Source organism: Streptomyces sp. NPDC052910, from assembly GCF_055585605.1.
The window spans coordinates 168,639-193,380 of sequence record NZ_JBVJJR010000001.1; the positions used below are offsets into that span (position 1 = coordinate 168,639).

A 24,742-nucleotide genomic window follows, 5' to 3' on the forward strand; every position below is an offset into this window, starting at 1 on the left:
TGGGACCTGGAAGCTACCGCGGGCCTGCTGCTCTCCCGGGGCCGGACAAGTGTGGCGCCAGGTACCCGGTCTGTCGAGAACACCGTAACCCCGTGCCCCTCCGGTGGCAGCGGCCGGACTCCCGGAGCGGGGGCGCGCGGCCGGGGGCGACAATGGGCCCGGCAGGGGCGGGTGGCGGCCGGGGCGAACCCGGGTGGCCCCGGGTGGAGGAGAGAGGGAGTGCCGTGCGCTGGACGCTGGTGGTGCCGTTGAAGCCGCTGGCGCGGGCCAAGAGCCGGCTGGCGGCGGCCGTGGGCGCGGGTTCCGGTGCGGACCGGCCCGCGCTGGCGCTGGCCTTCGCGCTGGACACGGTGGAGGCGGCGCTCTCCTGCGCGGCGGTCCGCGATGTGGTGGTCGTCACCGACGACCCGCTGGCCGGGGCGGAACTGACCGCCGCCGGTGCCCGGACGGTGGCCGAACCGGCGGGCGGCGGGGGCATCAACGCGGCCCTCGCGCACGGGGCCCGGACGGTCCGCTCCCACCGCCCGCACTCGGGCGTGGCGACGCTGAACGCGGATCTTCCGGCACTGCGGGCGGCGGAACTCGGGCGGGTGCTCGATTCGGCGTCGGAATTCCCGCGCGCATTTCTCGCGGATGCCGAGGGAATCGGGACGACGCTCTTGGCCGCGGCGCCCGGAATGCTTTTGGCGCCGGCGTTCGAGGGCCGTTCGCGCGCCCGGCACCGGGCGTCGGGGGCGCGGGAAATCGGGCTGTCGGGAGTGGATTCCGTACGGCGTGACGTCGACACCGTGGCGGATCTGCGGGCCGCGCTGGCGCTGGGCGTGGGGCCGCGCACGGCCGCCGTCGCCGGGGCCTGGGCGGCGACCGGTCCGGCGCGGGGGGCCGCCGGCACGGTGACGGACTAGGCTCTCCGGCATGCAGGCCACCGCGTACACCTACGACCCCGAGACCCGCTGCGGCAGCGTTCTCCTCGACGACGGCACGCCGGTGCCGTTCGACGCCGCGGCGTTTGACGCGGGCGGGTTGCGGCTGTTGCGGCCGGGGCAGCGGGTGCGGATCGAGTGCGCGGAGGCGGACGGGCCGGAGCCGCGGCGTGTGACGTTGGTGACGCTCCAGACCTTCTGAGCCCGGGCCCTCAGGGTTCCCGGCTCCGTCCCGGGCCTCCCGGCTCTCTCGGGCGCCGGGCGCGCCGCGGGCGTCGAGACGCCGGGCCGGGCCGGGCGTTCAGGGGACGCCGGCCGTTCCCACGGCGAACCGGCCCGGACTTCCGGAGGAACGGGCTCCGGCGCCCCCCTCGGGGCTTTCGCGCGCTTCCCGGGCCCAGGGGGCCGATCCGAACTCCCCCGGCGGCTCCGGCGTCCAGGGGATGCCCCTTCGGGCGGATACGGGTCCCAGCGGGCGCACAGCCGCTCCCGCGAGCCGGCGGGCGCGGCGCGAGCGTCCTTCCGTCCGCCGCCCCGCCGGAGGCGGACGCACCGCGGGCCGGGCTCCCCGAAGGGAGCCCGGCCCGGCGCGTGACGCCGTCAGCGGCTTTTTACTTCTTCTTGGCCGCGGTCTTCTTGGCGGTGGTCTTGCGCGCCGTGGTCTTGCGCGCGGGCGCCTTGGTCGCCGTGGCCTTCTTCGCCGCCGGCGCGGTCTTCTTCGCCGTGGTCTTCTTGGCCGCGGTGGCGGTGGCGGTCTTCTTCGCCGGCGTCGCCTTCTTCGCCGCCGCCTTCGTCGCGGGGGCGGTCTTCTTCGCCGTGGTCTTCTTCGCCGCCGTGGTGGTCTTCTTGGCGGGAGTGGCCTTCGTGGCGGTGGTCGCCTTCTTGGCCGTGGTCGCCTTCTTGGCGGCCGTCTTCTTGGCGGTGGCCTTCTTGGCCGCGGCCTTCGTGGTGGCCTTGCCACCGGAAAGGCTGCCCTTGGGCGCCTTCTTCACCGCGACCTCGCCGCCCTTGGGCAGCTTCTTCGAGCCGCTCACCAGGTCCTTGAAGCCCTGACCGGCGCGGAAGCGGGGCACCGAGGTCTTCTTGACCCGGACGCGCTCGCCGGTCTGCGGGTTGCGGGCGTAACGGGCCGGGCGGTCGACCTTCTCGAACGAGCCGAAGCCGGTGACCGAGACCCGGTCGCCGGCGACAACGGCACGGACGATCGCGTCGAGTACCGCGTCGACGGCGTCAGCGGCCTGCTGACGGCCGCCGAGCTTGTCGGCAATGGCTTCAACGAGCTGCGCCTTGTTCACGTCTTCCCCTTCGGAGACATTGCTGGAATTGTTCCAGCCTTTTCGCACGTTAGGCAGATATATACCGCAAATCAAACACGAAACGGTCTAATCACCCTTGTGCCGCAACGAACCCGACCCATCACGGAGTTCCGTCGGTGCCGCGCTCTGAAGGGAAACGGCCCTCGTCGAGGTCCTTCATCAGCCGGTCCAGGCGCATTGCCGCGCCTGAGAGATCGTGCTTCGCCGCGGCCGTGATGGCCAGCAGCTTCCGGGACAGCGCCATCCGTACGCCCTCCGGGACTTGCAGTGCGCGCACTCGGGAGTGCGCTTCCTTGAGTTGGTCGGCGACGAGCCGGTAGAGCTCGAGTTGGCTGCCGCGTTCCATGCACCGATTGTGCCATCTGAGGCGAGTTGTCGCCTCACAGGGCCTCAACAACGCGATGCGCCCCCTGTCCGAAGACAGGGGGCGCATCATGCCAAACCTGGGGTGAACAGCGGAAATCGAGGGTCGTTCCGGGGCCGGGAGACTGGGCCGAACGGGCGGGAAAACGGGCTCGGAACCGGGCGGGTTCCGGCCCGGAACCCGCCCGGAAGGGGCCTCAGACCAAGGCCGTGGACGGCTTGTGGGACGGTCGGCGGGCCTCGAAGGCGGTGATGGCGGACTCGTGCCGGAGGGTCAGCCCGATGTCGTCCAGCCCCTCCAGCAACCGCCACCTGGCGTTGTCGTCAAGGCTGAAATCGGCCGTGATGCCCTCGGCCCGTACCTGGCGGGCGACGAGGTCCACGGTGACCTCCGCCGAGGGGTCGGCCTCGGTCAGCTCCCAGAGCCGCTCGACGGTCTCCTGGGGCAGGACGACCGTCAGCAGACCGTTCTTGAGCGAGTTACCCCGGAAGATGTCCGCGAACCGGGAGGAGATCACGGTCTTGAAGCCGAAGTTCTGCAGCGCCCAGACGGCGTGCTCCCGGGAGGAGCCGGTACCGAAGTCCGGTCCGGCGACCAGGACCGAGGCGCCCGCGCGGGCGGGCTCGTTGAGGACGAAGTCCGGGTCCTTGCGCCACGCCTCGAAGAGGCCGTCCTCGAAGCCGTCGCGGGTGACCTTCTTCAGCCAGTGCGCCGGGATGATCTGGTCGGTGTCCACGTTGCTGCGGCGCAGCGGCACGGCCCGGCCGGTGTGTGCGGTGAACGCTTCCATGAGCTGCTCTTCCTCCCTGGGTGGAGTGCTGGGGTAGGGTGCCCTGCGCCGGTCAGGCGGCGAGGACCGGACCGGCCGGGAGGTCGGCGGGCGACGCCAGTCGGCCCAGCACGGCGGTGGCGGCGGCGACCTGGGGCGAGACCAGGTGCGTGCGGCCGCCCTTGCCCTGCCTGCCCTCGAAGTTGCGGTTGGAGGTCGACGCCGACCGCTCGCCCGGCGCCAGTTGGTCGGGGTTCATGCCCAGGCACATCGAGCAGCCGGCGTGCCGCCACTCGGCACCCGCCGCGGTGAACACCGCGTCGAGCCCCTCGTCGACCGCCTGGAGGGCCACCCGGACGGACCCGGGGACGACCAGCATCCGCACTCCGTCGGCGACGGCGCGGCCCCGCAGGACGTCGGCGGCGGCCCGCAGGTCCTCGATCCGGCCGTTGGTGCAGGAGCCGACGAAGACGGTGTCCACCCGGATGTCCCGCAGCGCCTGACCGGCCGTCAACCCCATGTACTCCAGGGCACGTTCGGCGGCGGAGCGCTCCGACGCGTCCTCGTACGAAGCGGGGTCGGGGACGGCCGCCGAGAGCGGCGCGCCCTGCCCCGGATTGGTGCCCCAGGTGACGAACGGGGAGAGGGCGGACGCGTCGATGACGACCTCGCGGTCGAAGACGGCGTCGTCGTCGGTGCGCAGGGTGCGCCAGTGGGCGACGGCGGCGTCCCAGTCGGCGCCCTTGGGGGCGTGCGGGCGGTCCTTCAGATAGGCGAAGGTGGTCTCGTCCGGAGCGATCATGCCCGCCCGGGCGCCGGCCTCGATGGACATGTTGCAGACGGTCATCCGGGCCTCCATCGAGAGCTTCTCGATCGCGGGCCCGCGGTACTCGATGACGTGTCCCTGGCCGCCGCCGGTGCCGATCTCCGCGATGACGGCGAGGATCAGGTCCTTGGCGGTGACCCCCGCGGGCAGTTCGCCCTCGACCGTGACGGCCATGGTCCGGAACGGCGACAGGGGCAGCGTCTGGGTGGCCAGGACATGCTCGACCTGGCTGGTGCCGATGCCGAAGGCGAGGGCACCGAACGCGCCGTGGGTGGAGGTGTGACTGTCCCCGCAGACCACGGTGGTACCGGGGTGGGTCAGTCCCAGTTGCGGTCCCACCACGTGGACGACGCCCTGCTCCACGTCGCCCAGCGGGTGCAGCCGGACCCCGAACTCGGCGCAGTTGCGGCGCAGCGTCTCCAGTTGGGTCCGCGAGACGGGGTCCGCGATGGGTTTGTCGATGTCGAGGGTGGGGGTGTTGTGGTCCTCGGTGGCGATGGTCAGGTCGGTGCGCCGCACCGGCCGCCCGGCCTTGCGCAGGCCGTCGAACGCCTGCGGGCTGGTGACCTCGTGCAGCAGGTGGAGATCGATGTAGAGGAGGTCGGGCTCGCCCTCGGCGCGCGCCACCACGTGCTCGTCCCAGACCTTCTCGGCCAGTGTGCGTCCCATCGCTCTTCCTCCGGATCGGGGTGCCGTGGATACAGGTTGGCGGCTTCCGGGGAAACGTGAACTTGCGTTTCATAGTGTGAGACGCGAGTATCGTTGCATGGACAATTCTGGTGGCGCCTCGAGCGGAGTGGGCGTTCTCGACAAGGCGGCCCTGGTGCTGAGCGCCCTGGAGTCGGGTCCGGCGACGCTCGCCGGGCTGGTGACGGCCACCGGGCTGGCGCGCCCGACGGCGCACCGGCTCGCGGTGGCCCTGGAACACCACCGCATGGTGGCCCGGGACATGCAGGGCCGCTTCATCCTCGGCCCCCGGCTGAGCGAACTCGCGGCGGCGGCGGGCGAGGACCGGCTGCTGGCCACCGCGGGCCCGGTGCTCACGCACCTCCGGGACGTGACGGGCGAGAGCGCCCAGCTCTACCGGCGCCAAGGCGACATGCGCATCTGCGTCGCCGCGGCGGAACGGCTGTCCGGACTGCGGGACACGGTCCCGGTCGGGTCCACGCTGCCCATGAAGGCCGGTTCCGCGGCCCAGGTCCTCATGGCCTGGGAGGAGCCCGAGCGGCTGCACCGCGGGCTGCAGGGGGCCCGGTTCACGGCCACGGCGCTTTCGGGTGTGCGGCGGCGTGGGTGGGCGCAGTCGATCGGGGAGCGGGAGCCGGGCGTCGCGTCCGTCTCCGCTCCCGTGCGGGGGCCGTCGAATCGCGTGGTGGCGGCCGTGTCGGTGTCCGGGCCCATCGAGCGGCTGACCCGGCACCCGGGGCGGATGCATGCCCAGGCCGTGCTGGACGCGGCGGTGCGGCTGACGGAGGCGTTGCGGCGCAACGGGTGAGGTTGCCCCGGTCCCGCCCTTTCGCCGATTCCTGGGGCTGCGCCCCAGACCCCCTTTTCGCGGCTTCGCCGCTCGTCCTCAAGCGCCGGACAGGCTATATCAGCCTGCCCGGCGCTTGAGGGCAACCGCGCGGAGCGCGGTTTCGGGGGTCTGGGGGCCGGCCCCCAGGAATCGGCGAAGGGGCGGGTCAGGGGCTCAGCCCGCCGCAGGCGCACCCAGCCGCTCCGCGGCCCGCTCGCCCCGCCGGGCCACCGGCTCGACCCCGTAAGCGGCCCCGAGACCATGCCGCGGCATCCCGCTGTAGATCGACTCGTACGCCCCCGCCGGCACGACGTACGTCTCGTGCCAGATCCCCACCCGCCCCGCCGCTTCCCGCGCCCGCCGGTTGAAGGCGGCCCACGCCGGCCGGTGGAGCCGATCCCGGTCGGCCGCGTAAGCGAGCAGCTTCTCGCGTGACTCCCAGTACTGCAGCACCGTGTACTCGCGCGGCCCGGCGGTCAGCAGCCGGTGGCCCAGCAGCCCGGCGTCCGGGTCCCGGCCGAGTTCGGCGAGCATCGCCCGCATCGCCCCGAACACCGGCGCCCAGTGGCGCACCGAGCGCCAACGGTTGATCCGCATGCCGATCAGGAAGACGACCACCTCCCCGTCGGCCGCCGCGGTGACCCGGCCCTCGATCGGTGACACAGCCATGAGCGACCCCCACCTCTTCATTGGATAGCGGCGCTATCCATGTTTGGATAGTGGCACTATCCCAGGAAAGGCGCAAGAGCCATGCGACTGGCCGAACTGAGCGAACGAAGCGGCGTTCCCACCGCGACGATCAAGTACTACCTGCGGGAGGGCCTGCTGCAGCCCGGCCGCCGGGTGTCGGCCACCCAGGCCGAGTACGGGGAGGAGCACCTGCGGCGGCTGCGTCTGGTGCGGGCCCTGATCCAGGTGGGAGGGGTGCCGGTGGCCGCCGCACGGGAGGTGGTCGCCGCGGCGGAGGACGCGTCCCTCGACCACCACATGCGGCTGGGAGCGGCCACCTGGGCGCTGCCGAGGGTTCCGACACCGGAGGCGGGCGACGAGGCGGCGGAGGCCGCCCGCACGGCCGTGGACGGCCTGCTGACGCGACTGGGCTGGGACGCCGAGCGGGTGGGGGTCGCGCACTCCCCCGCCTACCGGACGCTGCTGGACTCGGTGGCCGCCCTGGCCAGGCTGGGTTACCCCTGCGGGACGGACGACCTGCTGCCGTACGGGCGGGTGGCCGCGGAGATCGCCGGCACGGACCTGGAGATGGTGGCGGCGGAGCCGACGGAGGACGGGCAGGTGGAGGCGGCGGTGGCGCTCACGGTGCTCTACGAGCCGGTGCTGCTGAGCCTGCGGCGGATGGCGCACGCGGAGGAGTCGGCGCGGCGGTTCGGGGGCGGCCGGTGTGGTGCCTGCGGCGAGGACGAGGACTGAGGCCCCGCCGGGGTGCGCTCAGCCGACCGTCTCCGCCAGCCGGAGACCGGGCGTGCGGTCCCAGCCGATGAGGGTGATGACCTGGGACAGCTCCGGGGCGAGGCCGGTCACCTCGACGGAGCGGTGGCGGGCGGCGCGGGCCCGGGCGAAGGTCATCAGCAGCCGGAGGCCTCCGAGGTCCGGGAACTCGACGCCGGACATCTCCAGGCGGAGCTCCCCGCGCACCGCGGCCACCGACCGCAGCGCGTCGCGCAACTGCCGGTGGGCGGAGGCGTCGACCCGGCCCTCCAGGCGCAGCCCGGGCGGGCGGTAGGTGCGGACGACGAGCAGGTCGGCGGTTCTCACCAGCGGGTCGGGGCCCACGCCGCGGGTGTGGGCCGACGTGACGGCGTCCAGCGCCTCGGGGACGCACTGCCGGACGTCGTACTGGCAGACGGCCAGTGCCCGGCCGGCGGCGAACTCCTCGCCGAGGAGGGACTCGTACCGCAGGAGCCGGCGCGCGTCCCGCCCGTCGCGCGGGGCCGGGCGGGGTTCCCCGGCGATGCGCAGGGCGCGGTAGCCCTCGGCGCGGGAGCGGGTCGCGGCGGCGCGTAACCGGCCGAGCAGGGCGTCGGGTTCCAACGACCCGTCGGTGGTGCGGAGTTCGTCGAGGGGGAGCACTTCAACCCGGCCGCCGCGCGGGGGCGGGAGCCGGTAGCGGTCCAGCAGGGCCGCGGGGTCGTGGGGTTCCCGTGGGCCGGCCAGGTAGAGGATCTTGTCCTGGGCGTCCAGGCCGCCGCGGACGAACTCCCGCAGGACCGTGGTCCGCTCCTCGTCGGACGCGAAGAGCAGACAGGCATGGTCCCCGGGCCGGAGGTCGCCGACGGGGATCCGGTGGAGCGCACCACGGGGAAGGGCCATGCGGGGAATTATGGCGACGGCGCCCCGGGGCGAGAAGAGCGCACGGGGCGGGAACGGAAAATGCCCCCCGCGTATCGCGGAGGGCATTTCCGGTGCGTACCCCCGACCGGATTCGAACCGGCGCTACCGCCTTGAGAGGGCGGCGTGCTAGGCCGCTACACAACGGGGGCTTGCTTTTGCAGACTCGGAAGTCTTGCGCTGGGCTACCAGGACTCGAACCTAGACTAAATGAACCAGAATCACTCGTGCTGCCAATTACACCATAGCCCATGGTGAATACCAGTACCCCCGACCGGATTCGAACCGGCGCTACCGCCTTGAGAGGGCGGCGTGCTAGGCCGCTACACAACGGGGGCCCTAGCGATCCTTCGACATCGCCTCCGGAAATCTCCGGATGGTGACGGATTCAGGATCAGTACCCCCGACCGGATTCGAACCGGCGCTACCGCCTTGAGAGGGCGGCGTGCTAGGCCGCTACACAACGGGGGCTTGCACTTCGCTTTTGCGCTTTCGCGCGGTGTCTACTTTACCAGTAGATTTGCGAGAGAATTTCGAGCGAATTTCTCTTGCTGGGGTACCAGGACTCGAACCTAGACTAAGTGAACCAGAATCACTCGTGCTGCCAATTACACCATACCCCACCGGAACTCGACCCCCCTGAAGGGGTCTTGCTCGGGCTCGCGCCCTCCGCTCCGGCCTCTCGGCCCTCCCGGGCGGCGCAGGAAGAACATTACCCGAAGGTGGACGGGGCACCAAAATCGATAACCCGAGGCGCCGTACGGCCCGGCCGGCGGGGGCCCGGACGCGGCGAGGGGCCCTGGCAGCCGCCCATGCGGCTCCCAGGGCCCCTCAGGGCGCGGTGACGGCCGTCAGCCCGCCAGCTTCGCCAGCGCGGCGTCCACGCGCTCCAGGGTCCGCTCGCGGCCGAGGACCTCCAGCGACTCGAAGAGCGGCAGACCGACCGTACGGCCGGTGACGGCCACCCGGACCGGGGCCTGGGCCTTGCCGAGCTTCAGGCCGTGCTCCTCGCCGGCGGCGATGACGGCGGCCTTCAGGGCCTCGGCGTTCCACTCGGCGGCGGCCAGCTTCTCGCGGGCGGTGCGGAGCAGGGCGTCGGAGCCCTCCTTCATGGCCTTGGCCCAGGACGCCTCGTCCTCCACCGGCCGGTCGAGGAAGAGGAAGTCCACGTTGGCGGTGATGTCGGAGAGGACCGTGAGGCGGGTCTGGGCCAGCGGGGCCAGCTCCGCGAAGGCGGCGGCGTCGAACGCCTCCGGGGCCCAGGGGGCGTGCGGGGCGCGCAGCCAGGGCTCGCAGGCCGCGACGAAGTCCTGCACGTCCAGCTTGCGGATGTGGTCGGCGTTGATCGCCTCGGCCTTCTTGAGGTCGAAGCGGGCCGGGTTGGCGTTGACGTCCTTGATGTCGAACGCCGCGACCATCTCGTCCATCGAGAAGAGGTCCTGGTCGGCCGAGAGGGACCAGCCGAGCAGCGAGAGGTAGTTGAGCAGGCCCTCCGGCAGGAAGCCGCGCTCCCGGTAGAGGTTGAGGGAGGACTGCGGGTCGCGCTTGGAGAGCTTCTTGTTGCCCTCGCCCATGACGTACGGCAGGTGGCCGAACTCCGGGACGCCCTTGGCGATGCCCAGCTCCATCAGCGCCTTGTAGAGCGCGATCTGCCGCGGGGTGGAGGACAGCAGGTCCTCGCCGCGCAGCACGTGGGTGATCTCCATCAGCGCGTCGTCGACGGGGTTGACGAGCGTGTACAGCGGCGCGCCGTTGGCCCGGACGATGCCGAAGTCCGGCACGTTCTCCGGGGTGAAGGTGAGCTCGCCGCGGACCAGGTCGGTGAAGGTGATCGGCTCGTCGGGCATCCGGAAGCGGACGATCGACGGGCGGCCCTCGGCCTCGTAGGCGGCCTTCTGCTCGGGGCTCACGACCCGGCACTTGCCGTCGTAGCCGGACGGCTTGCCGGCCGCGCGGGCGGCCTCGCGGCGGGCGTCGAGCTCCTCGGTGGTGCAGTAGCAGTGGTACGCGTGGCCGGCGGCCAGCAGCTTCTCCGCGACGTCGCGGTAGATGTCCATGCGCTGCGACTGGCGGTAGGGCGCGTGGGGGCCGCCGACCTCGGGGCCCTCGTCCCAGTCGAAGCCCAGCCAGCGCATCGCGCCGAGGAGCTGCTCGTACGACTCCTCGGAGTCGCGGGCCGCGTCGGTGTCCTCGATGCGGAAGACCAGGGTGCCGCCGTGGTGGCGGGCGAACGCCCAGTTGAAGAGGGCGGTGCGGACCAGGCCCACGTGGGGGTTGCCGGTCGGCGAGGGACAGAAACGTACGCGGGGGGGTACCCCCTGCTCGAGCGAAGTCGAGAGCTTGGGGGAGTTCGCGTTAGCCACGCTTGATCACCTTGTTGGTGAGAGTGCCGATGCCTTCGATGGTGACGGCGACCTCGTCGCCGTCGTGCAGGGGTCCGACCCCGGCGGGGGTGCCGGTGAGGACGACGTCGCCGGGGAGCAGCGTCATCGCCTCGGTGATGTGGACGATGAGCTCCTCGACGGAACGCAGCATCTGGGCGGTGCGGCCGCTCTGCCGCAGCTCGCCGTTGACCGTGCAGGTGATCGCCAGGTCACCCGGGTCCACCTCGGTCTCGATCCAGGGGCCGAGGGGGCAGGAGGAGTCGAAGCCCTTGGCACGGGCCCACTGCTTCTCGCGCTCCTGGACGTCACGCGCGGTGACGTCGTTGGCGCAGGTGTAACCGAGGATGACGTCCTTGACGCGCTCGCGCGGCACCTCGCGGCACATGCGGCCGATGACCACGGCGAGCTCGGCCTCGTGGTGGAGCTCGCTGCTGAAGGACGGGTACACGACGGGGTCGCCCGGGCCGACGACCGAGGTGGACGGCTTGAAGAAGGCGACGGGCACCTCCGGCACCTCGTTGCCCAGCTCGGCGGCGTGCTCGGCGTAGTTGCGGCCGATGGCCACGACCTTGCTGGGGAGGACGGGCGGGAGCAGGCGGACCTTGCTCAGCGGGACCTTGGTCCCGGAGCGTTCGAAGTCGCCGTAGGGAATGCCCTTGATGATGTCGAGGACGGGACCGCCCTCGGTGGAGGCGTCCCCCTCGACCACGCCGTAGCCGACGTTGCCGTCGATGGAGAATCTGGCGATGCGCACGGGAAGCTGGGCCCCTCACTGATCCGGCCGGAGTCTGACACTTCAGGCTATCGCGGGGGGCGTGCGGGCTCCGTGCGCGGCGTTCGCCGGGTGAGAAGCGATGAGACCGGGTGAGAAGGGAGGGGCGGGCGGGCCGGGAGCGGGGAGGCGATGACGGCGCCCCGGCGGGTCGCGCCGGGGCGGTGGGTTCCGTCGGTCCTCAGTCCTCGACGACGGCCGGCGCGGGGGCGGTCATCAGGATGGTGCGGCGCGGGTTGGCGGTGACCGTCGGGAGCTCGACCGGGTGCTGCGGGCGCTCGGCCTCGAAGAGTGCCTTGGCGTCCTTGAGGCCCGCGAGCGTGGTGCGGCGCGGGTTGGCGGTCTTCCGGGAGGGGCTGGTGGTCTTCACTGTGCGGTTGCCTCGCGTTGTCTCTGGGAGCGGTCGTCGCGGTCGTCGCGGTCTTCACGGGCGGTCGGCCGCGGCCTTCGGATCGCCCGGGGCCTTCGGCGGTCGTCGCGTCCGCGCAAGGGTCCAGGCTAGGCGCGCCTTTCCCCGCCATACCGAGCGGAATGCGGGGTGTCACCTGTGAGTTTCCTCACGAAGCTTGGGATAAAAGCCGCATAACCGGCGGCTGTCACGCCTGCACGAAACGGACATTGCCGGACTGAAGCTGACGTTCCGCTCCTGATCATGGCGACTGGGACAGCTCGCACAGCGCGACGAGGTGCGGAACATTCGCCCCCTAAAGACCGAATTGATAGGACTGACCTCTCCACGGAGAGCTACGAGCCGGGCTACCGTCCGTCACCGATCAGGGGTGGGACGCACCGGCCTTGTTGGCGCATCCGGCACTGTGCTGGAATTCCACGGACCGCCAGGGGGGCACCGCGGTCCCCCCACGACTCGACACCGTTCCTCCGTTCATCCGGAGGGACGCCTGGTCCAGAGGTTGCGACGCTAGTGCAGGGACGTTTCAAGAGGGATGGCAGCGCTGCGGCGGAGCCGGAGCCGCACGGTGCGGCGACAGGCGGCGACCGCGGCACGCCCGTCGACGCGCCGGCCGGTGGCGAACCCGCCGACGGTTCGGCCAAGGCGAAGGCCGGCAAGACGAAGGGCCCCAGCGGGCCGGGCTCACGAATAGCCCTGCGCAACTGGCGCATCAGCACCCGCCTGGTGTCCCTGCTCGCCCTGCCCGTCGTCGCGGCGACGACCCTGGGTGCGATGCGAATCGACACCTCGCTGAACAACGTCGATCAGCTCGATCACATGAAGCTGCTGACCGACATGACCAAGGCGGCCACCAACCTCGCCAACGCCCTCCAGGAGGAGCGCGACCGCTCCGCCGGCCCGCTGATCAGCAAGGACGCCAAGAACGACGACGTCGTCGCGCCGCGTCAGAAGACCGATCAGGCGATCGAGGAGTTCGACAAGCTCACCGCCGAGGTGAAGCCTGACGACAAGACCACCACCGGCGTCAGCGCCACGATGGTGCAGATCACCCGGCAGCTTCACGACATCAAGAAGATCCGGGGCGACGCCTACAAGGACGAGAACCAGATCTCGCGGACCGTCAACGCCTACAACGGCCTGGTCAGCCAGTTGATCACGCTCTCGCAGGACATGGCGCTGGCGTCCAGCAACAGCGAGATGATCTCCTCCACCCGCGCCCTGGCCTCGTTCTCCTCCGCCAAGGAGTACGCGTCCATGCAGCGCGCGCTGATCAGCGCCGCGCTGGCCCGTTCGCCGCACGCCCTCTCCGACAACGACCGGCTCTTCGGCCAGTCGGCGCTCTCCGGTGAGAACCAGTCCTACCAGCGCTTCCTCCAGATCCACGGGGACGAGAAGGAACTGGTCCAGGGCCTCAACGGCGGCAAGTACGACATCGCGCAGGCGAACTCGTACGCCGAGCGCGTGATCATGCGCAACGACGGCCTGCGGGGCGCGGACAGCCTGTCCTACCGCGACTGGTTCGACCGCGACAGCGTCAAGATCCAAGAGATGTTCAAGATCGAGAGCTCGCTCCTCAGCGAGATGGATCAGAAGGCTCTCGAACTCCGTGACGACGCCCAGCAGGAGGCGTACCTCAACGGTGCGCTGATCATCCTCGTCCTCGGCATCTCCCTCGTCGGCGCCTTCGTCGTCGCCCGGTCCATGGTGCGCTCGCTGCGCCGGCTGCAGGACACCGCGCAGAAGGTCGCCCAGGAGCGCCTGCCCGAGCTGGTCAAGCAGCTCTCCGAGACCGACCCGCAGGACGTGGACACCTCCGTCGAGTCCGTCGGCGTGCACAGCCGCGACGAGATCGGCAAGGTGGCCGCGGCCTTCGACGACGTGCACCGCGAGGCGGTCCGCCTCGCCGCCGAGCAGGCCCTCCTCCGGGGCAACGTCAACGCGATGTTCACCAACCTCTCGCGGCGTTCCCAGGGCCTCATCCAGCGTCAGCTCTCGCTCATCTCCGAACTGGAGTCCCGCGAGGCCGACCCGGACCAGTTGTCCTCGCTGTTCAAGCTCGACCACCTCGCGACCCGCATGCGCCGTAACGGTGAGAACCTCCTCGTTCTCGCCGGTGAAGAGCCCGGCCGCCGGTGGACCCGGCCCGTCCCGCTCGTCGACGTGCTCCGTGCCGCCGCGTCCGAGGTGGAGCAGTACGAGCGCATCGAACTCACCGGTGTGCCGCCGACCGAGGTCGCCGGCCGCGTCGTCAACGACCTCGTGCACCTCCTCGCCGAGCTGCTGGAGAACGCCACCTCGTTCTCCTCCCCGCAGACCAAGGTCAAGGTCACCGGTCACGCCCTGCCGGACGGCCGGGTGCTGGTCGAGATCCACGACACCGGCATCGGCCTGTCCCAGGAGGACCTGGCGGCGATCAACGAGCGGCTGGCCAGCCCGCCGACCGTGGACGTCTCCGTCTCCCGGCGCATGGGCCTGTTCGTGGTCGGCCGCCTGTCCCTGCGACACGGCATCCGCATCCAGCTCCGTCCGTCGGACTCCGGCGGCACCACCGCGCTCGTCATGCTGCCCGTCGACGTCGCCCAGGGCGGCAGGAAGCCGGGTCCCGGCGCGCCCGGCGGCCCCGGCCTGCCCGGTGGCGGCGCCCCCGGCGGCATGCCCGGCCCGGGTGTCCCCGGTGTTCCGGGCGGCAAGTCCACGCCCGGCCTGCCCGGCCCGGGCGGCGCCCCGCAGGCGCCGGACCGCGGCCGCGGCCAGCAGCCGCCGTCGGGTCCGCGTCCGCCGGCCAACCCGTCCCGCGCGGGCGGCCTGACCCAGAGCGGTCTGCCGACGCGCGTCCCCGGCAGCACCCCGGGGGCGAGCGCGCCGACCGGTGGCCCCAGCCTCTTCGACGCCCCGCCGCACGCCGGCGCGGGTGACGCCGCGGGCAAGGGCGCCGACGGCCGTTCCGGCCTCCCCTCGCGCGGCAAGCGCCCCGCCGTCATCGCTCCGGTGGGCAACGGCCGCCGCCCGCAGCAGCCGCCCCAGCGCGACGAGAACGGCGGCTCCGACCTACCCGTCCGCGGTGGCACCGACAACGGGCTGCCCAAGCGCGGCGACCGTCAGGGCCCCTCCGGCGAGCTGCCGGCCCGGGGTGCCGGTTCCCCGTCCGCCCTGCCCGAACTGCCCGCCCGCGGCGGCGCCGAGGGCGGCCTGCCGCAGCGCGGCACCACCGAGAACGGTCTGCCCAAGCGCGGTGGCGCCGGCAACGGGCTGCCCAAGCGCGGCGGCACCGGTGACGGCCTGCCCGCCCGCAACCCGCTCTCCGGCCTGCCGAAGCGCGGCGACCGCAAGAACACGCCCGCCGAGCCGCCGGCCCGTCCGGCGCCGAGCTGGGGCAACGACCGCTCCCCCGCCGCGCCGGCGGACGACTGGCCGCTCGCCTCGAACGGCTCGTCGCGTGCCGCGCAGGAGACCCCGCGCGGTCACGACAGCGTCGAGTCCGCCGGGCACCCGGCCGGCGACCGGGGCGAAGGCACCGCGAACGGTCCGGCCGCCACCGGGCAGTTCCCGCAGCTCACGCCCGTTCCGGAGCCCGAGAGCAGCAGCACCGGGCGGCACGCGCTGCCCACCGCCCCCGGCGACACCGGACGGTTCGACCGCCCGGCGGCCGACGGTCCCGGCGCCACCGGGCAGTTCCCGCGCCTGGCGCCCGTGCCGGAGCCGGAGAGCAGCAGCACCGGACGGCACGCGCTGCCCGGGCGCGACGCGGCCGGCCCGGGTGACACCGCCGCCTTCCCGCACCTCGCGCCCGTACCGGACGCCGACGGCGCCGGGCGGATCGTTCCGCCTGCCGGCGACGACGGCTTCGGCCGGCAGGACGCCGGGCGACGGGACGGTGCGCAGGAGACGACGCCGCTCTTCCAGGAGCTCGAGTCGCACTGGTTCCGCGAGCAGGAGGAGGCCCGCGAGCGGGCGGCCGAGCCGGAGGCGCCGCGCGGTCTGCCGCGCCGGGCACCCCGCGCCGAGGCCCCCGCGGCCCCCGCCGCCCCGGAGCCCTCCCACGCCACGGCCCAGACCCCGCTGCCGGACTGGCGCGAGTCCCCCAACGACGAGCGCTGGCGCCGGGCCGAGCAGGTCCGGGTGCCGGCCGCGGACGGGACCACCTCGTCGGGCCTGCCCCGCCGCGTGCCCCGCGCCAACCTGGTGGAGGGCACGGCCCAGCAGCAGGCCCTGCCGGAGGGTCCGCAGGTCTCCCGCGCGCCCGACGACGTGCGGGGCCGGCTGACCAACCTCCGCCGGGGCATTCAGCAAGGACGTCAGGCCGGCACCAGCCCGGCCACCGGTAGCCACCACGGTGGCCCCACCTACCAGCAGGAGCGTTAGTTGAGTCCGATGAGCCAGGCGGCGCAGAATCTGAACTGGTTGATCACCAACTTCGTGGAGAACACCCCGGGGGTGTCCCACACGGTGGTGGTGTCCGCCGACGGACTGCTGCTGGCCATGTCCGAGGGGTTCCCCCGGGACCGCGCGGACCAGTTGGCGGCGGTGGCCTCCGGCCTGACCTCCCTGACGGCCGGTGCCTCGCGCATCTTCGAGGGCGGCGCCGTCAACCAGACCGTGGTGGAGATGGAGCGCGGCTTCCTCTTCATCATGTCCATCTCCGACGGCTCCTCGCTGGCCGTGCTGGCGCACCCCGAGTGCGACATCGGCCTCGTCGGCTACGAGATGGCCCTGCTGGTCGACCGCGCGGGCAACGTCCTGACGCCCGACCTCCGCGCCGAACTGCAGGGAAGCCTGCTGAACTGACCGTACACACCCCGCAAGTCCCGTCCGACCGTACGGCCGAAAGCTCCCACCGGCCCCCGCTCGACGGCATCATTGCCTTCCTGCTGTCCCGCCCGGAGGATTCATGACCCCGCCCGTCTCGCCCGGCCCGTACGGCGCCTCGCACCACATGCCGTACGGGAGTGAAGGCGACCAGCCCCTGGTCCGTCCCTACGCCATGACGGGCGGCCGGACCCGGCCGCGTTACCAGCTCGCCATCGAGGCGCTGGTCAGCTCGACCGCCGACCCGGCCCAACTGGTCAATCTGCTGCCCGAGCACCAGCGGATCTGCCACCTCTGCCGCGAGGTGAAGTCGGTCGCCGAGGTCTCCGCGCTGCTGAGCATGCCGCTCGGTGTGGCGCGGATCCTGGTGGCCGACCTGGCGGAGGCCGGCATGGTGGCGATCCATCAGCCGGGCGGCGGCGGCGAGGCCGGCGGAACGCCGGATGTGACACTGCTCGAAAGGGTGCTCAGTGGACTTCGGAAGCTCTAGCGGGAACGCCGGCCGCTCCACGACCTCCGCGAAGATCGTGGTGGCCGGTGGTTTCGGCGTGGGCAAGACCACGTTCGTCGGTTCGGTCTCGGAGATCAGCCCGCTGCGCACCGAGGCCGTGATGACGTCCGCGTCGGCGGGCATCGACGACCTGAGCCACGTCCAGGACAAGACGACGACCACCGTCGCCATGGACTTCGGCCGCATCACGCTGGACGACGACCTGATCCTGTACCTATTCGGCACCCCCGGACAGGACCGGTTCTGGTTCATGTGGGACGACCTGGTCCGCGGCGCCATCGGCGCCGTCGTCCTGGTGGACACCCGCCGCCTCGCCGACTGCTTCCCCGCGGTCGACTACTTCGAGAACAGCGGCCTGCCCTTCGTCATCGCCCTCAACGGCTTCCACGGAGAGCAGCCCTACTCCCCCGAAGAGGTGCGCGAGGCGCTGCAGATCGGCCCGGACGCGCCGATCATCACCACCGACGCGCGCCACCGGAACGAGGCGAAGAGCGCGCTCATCACGCTCGTCGAGCACGCCCTGATGGCGCGGCTGAAGTAGCCGACGGGAACGGGCGGCCGTGTGGGATATGCCACGGGCCGCCCTCGGGGTTCATAACGTTTCGACAGAGAATTGACCGGGGCGCGACAGGCCCGCCGCAACAGGCCGCAGCCGCCCGGCTCCCCTCCGCACATGTTTCGCCCGCCTTTTGGCGCCGCTCGCTCTTAATGCCCGTTTTATGTCGGGCACATTCCCCCGGCCGTCGGCTCTGCCCACTGTTTGGAACGCACTGGTCCGGCGTGCTGGAATTTCCCGAACTGGGCCGTCGTGGCCCAGCCGAAAGACGGCACGACGACTGTGCCGACGCCGAGAGGTTGTTGGACGAGTGAGGCGAAGAAAGACCGGCACCGCGCAGCAGGCGAAGGACGCGCGGGGCAACTTCACACCGCCGTCGCAGGCCGCGGTGCAGCCCTCGGACGTTCCCCGGACCCCCGCCGCCGCCCCCGGCGGACGCGGCGGCCGGCTCTCGCCCCGCAACTGGCGGGTGGCCACCCGACTGAACGCGATCCTCCTCATCCCGGTGCTGGTCGCGCTGGTCTTCGGTGGTCTCGGCATCAAGAAGTCGGTCGACACCTGGACCGAGGCCGAGGACGCGGCCGACACCGCCCGTGTGGTGCGGGCCGCCGCCGACTACGCCCAGGCCGTCGTCGACGAGCGTGACAAGAGCGTCATGCCCCTGCTGGCACAGCAGCGGGACGACGCGAACGTCAAGAAGGCCCGGGAGGCGACGGATGCCGCCCAGGCGGCCTTCGACGACGCCGTCCGCGGCATGCCCGACACCCCCAGCCTGCAGCGCCGGCTCTCGGCCGTCCGGGACGCGGAGAAGAAGCTGCCGCAGATCCGGAAGACCGCCTACGCCTCCGAGGCCGCGCGGACCGAGGACGCGTACGGCTCCATCCAGCGTCCGCTGATGGCCTTCACCAACGAACTCGGCCTGGGCACCGGCACCGTCACCTCGTACGGCCGCATGGTCTACGCCGTCTCGCTGGCCAAGGCCGCCGAGTCGCTGCAGCGCTCCATGGGCACGCACCTGCTGGCCAAGCCGGACATGTCCGCCAAGGACCGGCACGCCCTGCTGACGTCGTTCTCCTCCTACAACTTCCTCGAGTACATCGCCCACGACGAGTACACGACCGGTGGCGCCCAGCAGGACATCGACCGGCTGAAGACCGCGTTCAAGGAGAAGGCGCAGGTCGAGCAGCAGAACAAGATGGCGCTCGCCATCATGTCCGGCGAGTCCCCGCAGAAGCTCAAGGGCCTCGGCGTGACCTCGGAGTCCTGGTACGCCACGGCCACCGGCAAGTTCGACGCCTACCGCTCCGTCGAGGCCTACCTCACGGACCACGCGGTGGACGAGGCCTCGCAGGTCGCCTCCGACGCGCGGCGGGACGCGATCCTCAACGGGTCGATCATGATCGTCGCGCTGCTGGCCGCGTTCTTCGTCGCCGGGCGCATCGCCCGCTCGATGAGCCGCAGCATGCGCAAGCTGCGCGGCGCGGCCTTCGAGGTCGCCGAGCAGCGGCTGCCGGCCCTGGTCGACCAGCTCTCGCGCACCGAGCCGGGCCGGATCGACACCCGGGTGCAGCCGATCCCGATCGACACCAAGGACGAGATCGGCGAGGTCGCCCGCGCCTTCGACCAGGTGCACCGGGAGGCCGTCCGGCTCGCCGCCGAGCAGGCGATGCTCCGGGGCAACGTCAACGCGATCTTCACCAACCTCTCCCGGCGCAACCAGAGCCTGATCGAGGGCCAGCTCGAGCTCATCACCGGGCTGGAGAACAACGAGGCCGACCCGGACCAGTTGGAGAACCTCTTCCGCCTGGACCACCTGGCCACCCGTATGCGCCGCAACGGCGAGAACCTCCTCATCCTCGCGGGCGAGGAGCCCGGCCGCCGCTGGGACCAGCCGATCCCGCTGGTGGACGTGTTGCGCGCGGCCTCCTCCGAGGTGGAGGCGTACGAGCGCATCGAGCTGGACGGCGTCTCGGAGGCCGAGATCCACGGCCTCGCCGTGACCGACCTCGTGCACCTCCTCGCCGAGCTGCTGGAGAACGCCACCACGTTCTCCTCCCCGCACACCAAGGTCCGCGTCAACGCCACGCGTCTGCCCGACGGCCGGGTGATGATCGAGATCCACGACAAGGGCATCGGGCTCACCCCCGAGGACTTCGCGGACATCAACCACAAGCTGGCCAACCCGCCGACCGTGGACGCCACGGTGTCCCAGCGGATGGGTCTGTTCGTGGTCGGCCGGCTGGCCATGCGGCACGGCATCCGGGTCCAGTTGCGCCCCTCGGGCGAGCAGGCCGGCACCACCTCGCTGGTCATGCTCCCGGAGCCGATCACCCATGGTGGCGGTGGCGAGGACGAGCAGGCCGGCGACGACTTCACGGTCTCCCGGATCGTCCCCGAGCAGCAGGCCGGGACCGTCGGGCCGGCCGGTGGCGTCCGGACCGCCGCGGAGCTCGGCTTCGACGACTCGCGCTACGAAGCGGGCGCGGCCGGCGCCCCGGTGCTCGACCCGCTCAACCGCTCGCGGCTGCGCGAGGAGCGGCGGGCCGCGCTGGAGGCGCACAACGTCGCGCAGTCCGGTGCCGACGGGTTCGCGCCCCAGGGCCACCAGGACGGTCAGGGCTACGTACCGCAGCAGCAGGGTACGGACGGGGCGGGGCAGCAGCTCGCGCCGCACGACACCCAGCAGACTCCGTTCGCCCCGCAGGCCACGGGTGAGCAGCCGTATACGGAAGCCGCCTACAGCGAGCAGGGCTTCACTGACCAGCAGACCTACGGCGACTTCAACGCCCCCGCCTACCAAGGCGAGTGGGGTGCGTCGACGCCGGAGGCCACTCCGTACCAGCACGAGTACGCACCGGGTTACGGAGCGGAATCGGAATCTCAGCCGTCCGCTGACACGGCGCAGCCGGAGCGCGTAGAGTTCGACCGTCCGGGCCCCGCCTCGAGCGGCCCTCCCTCGCTGACCGGGTCCGGTCTGCCGCGCCGCGATCGGCAGTGGCAGCAGCCGGAGACGGGCGAGGAGGCCACGAGGGGCGGCGGAGAACCCGAGCAGTCCCAGCAGGACATCTCCCGGCCTCGGAACGAGGGGGACACGTCCGCCGGGCAGTCGGCCAACGACGAGCGCTGGCACCGCGCCGAGCAGCTCCGGGTGCCGAAGGCGGGCGGAACGACTTCCTCCGGTCTCCCGCGCCGAGTGCCCAGGGCCAATCTGGTCGAGGGCAAGGCGGCGGAGACCTCCCAGGGCGGCCCGCAGATCTCCCGGGCACCCGAGGACGTCCGCGGCAGGCTCGCCAACCTGCGCCGCGGTGTCCAGCAGGGGCGCAGCGCGGGGACGGACTCCTCGGAGTTCCCCGCGATCACCGCGCAGGAGCAGCAGCAGCAACACGACCAGGGCTTCGGCCCCGGCGGCACCTACGAGCAGGAGCGTTAGTGTGAGCCCGATGAGCCAGGCGGCGCAGAACCTGAACTGGTTGATCACCAGTTTCGTGGAGAACACCCCAGGGGTGTCCCACACCGTCGTGGTCTCCGCCGACGGACTCCTTCTGGCCATGTCCGAAGGGTTTCCGCGAGACCGCGCGGACCAGTTGGCGGCGGTGGCCTCCGGCCTGACCTCCCTGACCGCGGGTGCCTCGCGCATCTTCGAGGGCGGCGCCGTCAACCAGACCGTGGTGGAGATGGAGCGCGGCTTCCTCTTCATCATGTCCATCTCCGACGGCTCCTCGCTGGCCGTGCTGGCGCACCCCGAGTGCGACATCGGCCTCGTCGGCTACGAGATGGCCCTGCTGGTCGACCGCGCGGGCAACGTCCTGACGCCCGACCTCCGCGCCGAACTGCAGGGGAGTCTTCTCAACTAGCAAAGAGGCAGTGCGTTTCGCGCCACCGCGCCTTAAGGTGCGGTGGCGCGACCAGCAGCAGACAGGAAAGTCGGAGGAGGAGCCGTGGCAACGCCCCCAGGCGGTTACCCGTATGGCAATGACCAGCAGGAGAACCCGCCGCTGAACCGCTTCAACTTCCCCTCCGCGCCCACCCCCAGGGACCGGTCGGAGGCCCAGCACCCCTCACAGGTGCCCTACACCCCGCAGCCCCCGGCGCCGCCGAACGCGGTGCCCGGCGGCGGGTACTCCCCTCCCGGCGCGCCCGGTCACGTCCCGACCGGCCATGTCCCGCCTCCCGCGGGCCAGGGCCGGCACGCGGGACAGGGACCGCAGCACCGGCGTTCGGGGTCGCCCTCGGGTGGCAAGAGCAACCCGTTGGTCCGCCCCTACGCCATGACCGGCGGCCGGACCCGGCCGCGCTACCAGCTCGCCATCGAGGCGCTGGTGCACACCACGGCCCAGCCGGCCCAGCTTCAAGGGCAGTTGCCGGAACATCAGCGCATCTGCCACCTGTGCCGCGAGATCAAGTCGGTCGCCGAGATCTCGGCACTTCTCTCCATCCCGCTCGGCGTCGCCCGAATCCTCGTCGCCGACTTGGCCGAGGCCGGGCTCGTCGCCATTCATCAGCCCGGCGGCGACGCGTCCGCCGGCGGCCAGCCTGACGTGACACTGCTCGAAAGGGTGCTCAGTGGACTTCGGAACCTCTAGCGGCGAGGCAGCCCGCTCCACCACCAGCGCGAAGATCGTGGTGGCCGGTGGTTTCGGCGTGGGCAAGACCACGTTCGTCGGCGCGGTCTCGGAGATCAACCCGCTGCGCACCGAAGCCGTCATGACCTCCGCCTCGGCGGGCATCGACGACCTCACGCACGCGCCGGACAAGACCACGACGACCGTGGCGATGGACTTCGGCCGTATCACCCTGGACCAGGACCTGATCCTCTACCTGTTCGGCACCCCCGGACAGGACCGGTTCTGGTTCATGTGGGACGACCTGGTCCGCGGTGCCATCGGGGCGGTCGTCCTGGTGGACACGCGGCGTCTCGCCGACTGCTTCCCGGCCGTCGACTACTTCGAGAACAGCGGCCTGCCGTTCGTCATCGCCCTCAACGGGTTCGACGGGCACCAGCCGTACACGCCCGACGAGGTGCGCGAGGCTCTCCAGATCGGGCCGGACGCGCCGATCATCACGACGGACGCGCGGCACCGGAACGAGGCGAAGAGCGCGCTCATCACGCTGGTGGAGCACGCGCTGATGGCGCGCCTGCGGTAGCAGGCCCCTGACCCGCCCTTTCACCGTTTCTTGCGGGGCAAGCCCCCGCACCCCCTGAAACCGCGCTCCGCGCGGTTGTCCTCAAACGCCGGACGGGCTGGTTTTCCAGCCCGTCCGGCGTTTGAGGACCTCGTGGCGAAGCCGCGATGCGGGGGTCTGGGGCAGACCCCAGGAATCGGCGAAGGGGCGGGACCGGGGCACATCCCGGCGAAGCCGAAAGGGCCCCGCACTCCCTCGGGAGTGCGGGGCCCTTTCCATGGGCCAGGGCGTCAGCCCTGCCAGCTATGAGCGGCGGTGAAACCGCCGGACCGCTCCAGGCGGCGCCAGGACGCCGCGGACCGCCGCGGACCGGGCACCGGGGCCGAAGACCCCGCGGACGCCCGGGCGAGCAGCACCGCCGTGACGGCGGCCAGCTCCTCGGGCCCGGCCGTCCCCTTCTCGACGCGAACAAGCGTGTCAGTCATGTCTGTCCTCTGGGGTTACTGGGGCGGATTGCCGTGCTTGCGGGATGGCAGGTCGGCGTGCTTCGTCGCGAGCATGGCCAGCGAACGGATCAGCACCTGCCGCGTCTCCACCGGGTCGATGACGTCGTCGACGAGGCCGCGTTCGGCCGCGTAGTACGGGTGCATGAGCTCGGCCTTGTACTCCTTGACCATGCGGGCGCGCATGGCGTCGGGGTCGTCGGCCTCGGCGATCTGCTTGCGGAAGATGACGTTGGCGGCGCCCTCGGCGCCCATGACGGCGATCTCGTTGGTGGGCCAGGCGTAGGTGAGGTCGGCGCCGATGGACTGGGAGTCCATGACGATGTAGGCGCCGCCGTAGGCCTTGCGGAGGATCACCGAGATGCGCGGCACGGTGGCGTTGCAGTAGGCGTAGAGCAGTTTGGCGCCGTGCCGGATGATGCCGCCGTGCTCCTGGTCGACGCCGGGCAGGAAGCCGGGTACGTCCAGAAGGGTGACGATGGGGATGTTGAAGGCGTCGCACATCTGGATGAACCGGGCCGCCTTCTCGGAGGCCTCGATGTCCAGGACGCCGGCCAGCGACTGGGGCTGGTTGGCGACGATGCCGACGACCTGGCCGTCGAGCCGGGTCAGGGCGCAGATGATGTTGGTGGCCCAGCGCTCGTGGACCTCGAGGTACTCGCCGTCGTCGACGATCTCCTCGATGACCTTGCGCATGTCGTAGGGGCGGTTGCCGTCGGCCGGGACGAGGTCGAGCAGGGCCTCGCCGGTGCGGTCGACGGGGTCTTCGCAGACGACCCGGGGCGGGTTCTCGCGGTTGTTCTGCGGGAGGAGGGAGAGCAGGTAGCGGACCTCCTCCAGGCAGGTCTCCTCGTCGTCGTACGCGAAGTGGGCCACGCCGGAGGTCTCGGCGTGCACGTCGGCGCCGCCGAGGCCGTTCTGGGTGATCTCCTCGCCGGTCACCGCGCGGACCACGTCCGGGCCGGTGATGAACATCTGCGAGGTCTCGCGGACCATGAAGACGAAGTCCGTCAGGGCGGGCGAGTAGGCGGCGCCGCCCGCGCACGGGCCGAGCATCACCGAGATCTGCGGGATGACGCCCGACGCCTTGGTGTTCCGCTGGAAGATGCCGCCGTAGCCGGCGAGGGCGGAGACGCCCTCCTGGATGCGGGCGCCGGCGCCGTCGTTGAGCGAGACCAGGGGCGCGCCGGCCGCGATGGCCATGTCCATGATCTTGTGGATCTTGGTGGCGTGGGCCTCGCCCAGCGCGCCGCCGAAGATGCGGAAGTCATGGGCGTAGACGAAGACGGTCCGGCCGTGGACGGTGCCCCAGCCGGTGATCACCCCGTCGGTGTACGGCTTCTTCGCCTCCAGGCCGAAGCCGGTGGCGCGGTGCCGGCGCAGCGGCTCGACCTCGGAGAAAGAGCCCTCGTCCAGCAGCAGATCGATACGCTCGCGGGCCGTCAGCTTCCCCTTGGCCTTCTGTGCCTGGGTAGCCCGGTCGCTCGGACCACGCCGAACCTGCTCGCGGATGGCGTGCAGCTCGGCGACGCGCCCACGGACGTCACTCGCCTCTTCGGGCGCACCTTCGAGATTGCTCATGGATAGACGGTACGTGGGACCCCCGCCGGAACATCA

General features: G+C 71.7%; 23 protein-coding genes and 5 tRNA genes. 12 read left to right on the forward strand and 16 right to left on the reverse strand.

The window, feature by feature from the left end; all coding sequences use genetic code 11:
- Nucleotides 1-224 precede the first annotated feature (224 nt).
- Together cofC and ACZ6X9_RS00740 are read left to right on the forward strand one after the other, a co-directional pair.
- Complete coding sequence (cofC, locus tag ACZ6X9_RS00735) at nucleotides 225-905, forward strand: 2-phospho-L-lactate guanylyltransferase (protein WP_469775767.1); 681 nt, start codon at nucleotides 225-227, stop codon at nucleotides 903-905.
- A gap of 10 nt (nucleotides 906-915) precedes the next feature.
- Nucleotides 916-1,125, forward strand: a complete 210-nt coding sequence (locus ACZ6X9_RS00740; RefSeq protein WP_469775768.1) for a hypothetical protein — start codon at nucleotides 916-918, stop codon at nucleotides 1,123-1,125.
- A 409-nt stretch (nucleotides 1,126-1,534) separates the two neighbouring features.
- On the opposite strand, the gene ACZ6X9_RS00745 is transcribed toward ACZ6X9_RS00740, so the two are convergent.
- The 4 genes from ACZ6X9_RS00745 to leuC form a co-directional block, all read right to left on the reverse strand.
- Nucleotides 1,535-2,218 (reverse strand): HU family DNA-binding protein, encoded by a 684-nt coding sequence (locus tag ACZ6X9_RS00745; RefSeq protein ID WP_469775769.1) that lies wholly within the window; start codon nucleotides 2,216-2,218, stop codon nucleotides 1,535-1,537.
- 121 nt (nucleotides 2,219-2,339) lie between these two features.
- Entirely contained in the window at nucleotides 2,340-2,585 is a 246-nt protein-coding gene (locus tag ACZ6X9_RS00750) for an SCO5555 family protein (RefSeq protein WP_436778644.1), read from the reverse strand.
- A gap of 214 nt (nucleotides 2,586-2,799) precedes the next feature.
- On the reverse strand, nucleotides 2,800-3,393 hold the full coding sequence (gene leuD, locus ACZ6X9_RS00755) for a 3-isopropylmalate dehydratase small subunit (protein WP_469775770.1): 594 nt from the start codon (nucleotides 3,391-3,393) through the stop codon (nucleotides 2,800-2,802).
- A 52-nt stretch (nucleotides 3,394-3,445) separates the two neighbouring features.
- Nucleotides 3,446-4,867, reverse strand: coding sequence for a 3-isopropylmalate dehydratase large subunit (gene leuC / locus ACZ6X9_RS00760; protein WP_469775771.1), 1,422 nt, complete (start codon nucleotides 4,865-4,867; stop codon nucleotides 3,446-3,448).
- A 97-nt stretch (nucleotides 4,868-4,964) separates the two neighbouring features.
- Between leuC and ndgR the strand changes: the two genes are divergently transcribed.
- Complete coding sequence (ndgR, locus tag ACZ6X9_RS00765; RefSeq protein ID WP_040889156.1) at nucleotides 4,965-5,693, forward strand: IclR family transcriptional regulator NdgR; 729 nt, start codon at nucleotides 4,965-4,967, stop codon at nucleotides 5,691-5,693.
- Between the two features lie 195 nt (nucleotides 5,694-5,888).
- Here ndgR and ACZ6X9_RS00770 read toward each other — a convergent pair whose 3' ends face one another.
- Entirely contained in the window at nucleotides 5,889-6,383 is a 495-nt protein-coding gene (locus ACZ6X9_RS00770) for a DUF4188 domain-containing protein (protein WP_469775772.1), read from the reverse strand.
- A gap of 81 nt (nucleotides 6,384-6,464) precedes the next feature.
- Between ACZ6X9_RS00770 and ACZ6X9_RS00775 the strand changes: the two genes are divergently transcribed.
- Nucleotides 6,465-7,139, forward strand: coding sequence for a MerR family transcriptional regulator (locus tag ACZ6X9_RS00775; protein ID WP_469775773.1), 675 nt, complete (start codon nucleotides 6,465-6,467; stop codon nucleotides 7,137-7,139).
- An 18-nt stretch (nucleotides 7,140-7,157) separates the two neighbouring features.
- On the opposite strand, the gene ACZ6X9_RS00780 is transcribed toward ACZ6X9_RS00775, so the two are convergent.
- The 9 genes from ACZ6X9_RS00780 to ACZ6X9_RS00820 all read right to left on the reverse strand — a co-directional run bounded on the left by ACZ6X9_RS00780 (nucleotide 7,158) and on the right by ACZ6X9_RS00820 (nucleotide 11,583).
- A complete protein-coding gene (locus ACZ6X9_RS00780; RefSeq protein WP_469775774.1) occupies nucleotides 7,158-8,039 on the reverse strand; it encodes an MEDS domain-containing protein in 882 nt (293 codons plus the stop codon).
- Nucleotides 8,040-8,136: 97 nt separating this feature from the next.
- A tRNA-Glu gene (locus ACZ6X9_RS00785) sits at nucleotides 8,137-8,209 on the reverse strand.
- 28 nt (nucleotides 8,210-8,237) lie between these two features.
- Nucleotides 8,238-8,309: transfer RNA gene (locus tag ACZ6X9_RS00790), tRNA-Gln, on the reverse strand.
- Nucleotides 8,310-8,322: 13 nt separating this feature from the next.
- Nucleotides 8,323-8,395 (reverse strand) — tRNA-Glu (locus tag ACZ6X9_RS00795).
- A 60-nt stretch (nucleotides 8,396-8,455) separates the two neighbouring features.
- Nucleotides 8,456-8,528, reverse strand: a tRNA-Glu gene (locus ACZ6X9_RS00800).
- Between the two features lie 80 nt (nucleotides 8,529-8,608).
- A tRNA-Gln gene (locus ACZ6X9_RS00805) sits at nucleotides 8,609-8,680 on the reverse strand.
- Between the two features lie 228 nt (nucleotides 8,681-8,908).
- Complete coding sequence (gene gltX / locus ACZ6X9_RS00810; RefSeq protein ID WP_469775775.1) at nucleotides 8,909-10,420, reverse strand: glutamate--tRNA ligase; 1,512 nt, start codon at nucleotides 10,418-10,420, stop codon at nucleotides 8,909-8,911.
- Nucleotides 10,413-11,195 (reverse strand): fumarylacetoacetate hydrolase family protein, encoded by a 783-nt coding sequence (locus tag ACZ6X9_RS00815; protein WP_469775776.1) that lies wholly within the window; start codon nucleotides 11,193-11,195, stop codon nucleotides 10,413-10,415. Before ACZ6X9_RS00815 ends, gltX begins: the two co-directional genes overlap by 8 nt.
- Before the next feature lie 199 nt (nucleotides 11,196-11,394).
- On the reverse strand, nucleotides 11,395-11,583 hold the full coding sequence (locus ACZ6X9_RS00820; protein WP_469775777.1) for a hypothetical protein: 189 nt from the start codon (nucleotides 11,581-11,583) through the stop codon (nucleotides 11,395-11,397).
- A 552-nt stretch (nucleotides 11,584-12,135) separates the two neighbouring features.
- Here ACZ6X9_RS00820 and ACZ6X9_RS00825 point away from each other — a divergent pair.
- The 8 genes from ACZ6X9_RS00825 to ACZ6X9_RS00860 all read left to right on the forward strand — a co-directional run bounded on the left by ACZ6X9_RS00825 (nucleotide 12,136) and on the right by ACZ6X9_RS00860 (nucleotide 22,643).
- Nucleotides 12,136-15,987, forward strand: a complete 3,852-nt coding sequence (locus ACZ6X9_RS00825) for a nitrate- and nitrite sensing domain-containing protein (RefSeq protein ID WP_469775778.1) — start codon at nucleotides 12,136-12,138, stop codon at nucleotides 15,985-15,987.
- A complete protein-coding gene (locus tag ACZ6X9_RS00830) occupies nucleotides 15,988-16,410 on the forward strand; it encodes a roadblock/LC7 domain-containing protein (RefSeq protein WP_462698163.1) in 423 nt (140 codons plus the stop codon).
- 103 nt (nucleotides 16,411-16,513) lie between these two features.
- A complete protein-coding gene (locus tag ACZ6X9_RS00835; RefSeq protein ID WP_469775779.1) occupies nucleotides 16,514-16,921 on the forward strand; it encodes a DUF742 domain-containing protein in 408 nt (135 codons plus the stop codon).
- Nucleotides 16,902-17,483 carry a GTP-binding protein gene (locus tag ACZ6X9_RS00840; protein WP_469775780.1) on the forward strand — a complete coding sequence of 194 codons (582 nt, stop codon included), beginning with the start codon at nucleotides 16,902-16,904 and terminating at the stop codon, nucleotides 17,481-17,483. Before ACZ6X9_RS00835 ends, ACZ6X9_RS00840 begins: the two co-directional genes overlap by 20 nt.
- Nucleotides 17,484-17,808: 325 nt before the next feature.
- Entirely contained in the window at nucleotides 17,809-20,928 is a 3,120-nt protein-coding gene (locus ACZ6X9_RS00845) for a sensor histidine kinase (protein ID WP_469775781.1), read from the forward strand.
- 1 nt (nucleotide 20,929) lies between these two features.
- Nucleotides 20,930-21,352, forward strand: coding sequence for a roadblock/LC7 domain-containing protein (locus ACZ6X9_RS00850; protein ID WP_049717348.1), 423 nt, complete (start codon nucleotides 20,930-20,932; stop codon nucleotides 21,350-21,352).
- Nucleotides 21,353-21,436: 84 nt separating this feature from the next.
- Entirely contained in the window at nucleotides 21,437-22,081 is a 645-nt protein-coding gene (locus ACZ6X9_RS00855; RefSeq protein WP_469775782.1) for a DUF742 domain-containing protein, read from the forward strand.
- Nucleotides 22,062-22,643: a GTP-binding protein gene (locus ACZ6X9_RS00860; protein WP_049717346.1), complete on the forward strand. Its 582-nt coding sequence runs from the start codon at nucleotides 22,062-22,064 to the stop codon at nucleotides 22,641-22,643. The genes ACZ6X9_RS00855 and ACZ6X9_RS00860 overlap by 20 nt, the downstream gene beginning before the upstream one ends.
- A gap of 269 nt (nucleotides 22,644-22,912) precedes the next feature.
- Here ACZ6X9_RS00860 and ACZ6X9_RS00865 read toward each other — a convergent pair whose 3' ends face one another.
- Both ACZ6X9_RS00865 and ACZ6X9_RS00870 read right to left on the reverse strand, forming a co-directional pair.
- Nucleotides 22,913-23,107: an acyl-CoA carboxylase subunit epsilon gene (locus ACZ6X9_RS00865; protein ID WP_398264129.1), complete on the reverse strand. Its 195-nt coding sequence runs from the start codon at nucleotides 23,105-23,107 to the stop codon at nucleotides 22,913-22,915.
- A 15-nt stretch (nucleotides 23,108-23,122) separates the two neighbouring features.
- Complete coding sequence (locus ACZ6X9_RS00870; protein ID WP_469775783.1) at nucleotides 23,123-24,706, reverse strand: acyl-CoA carboxylase subunit beta; 1,584 nt, start codon at nucleotides 24,704-24,706, stop codon at nucleotides 23,123-23,125.
- Nucleotides 24,707-24,742: the final 36 nt, after the last annotated feature.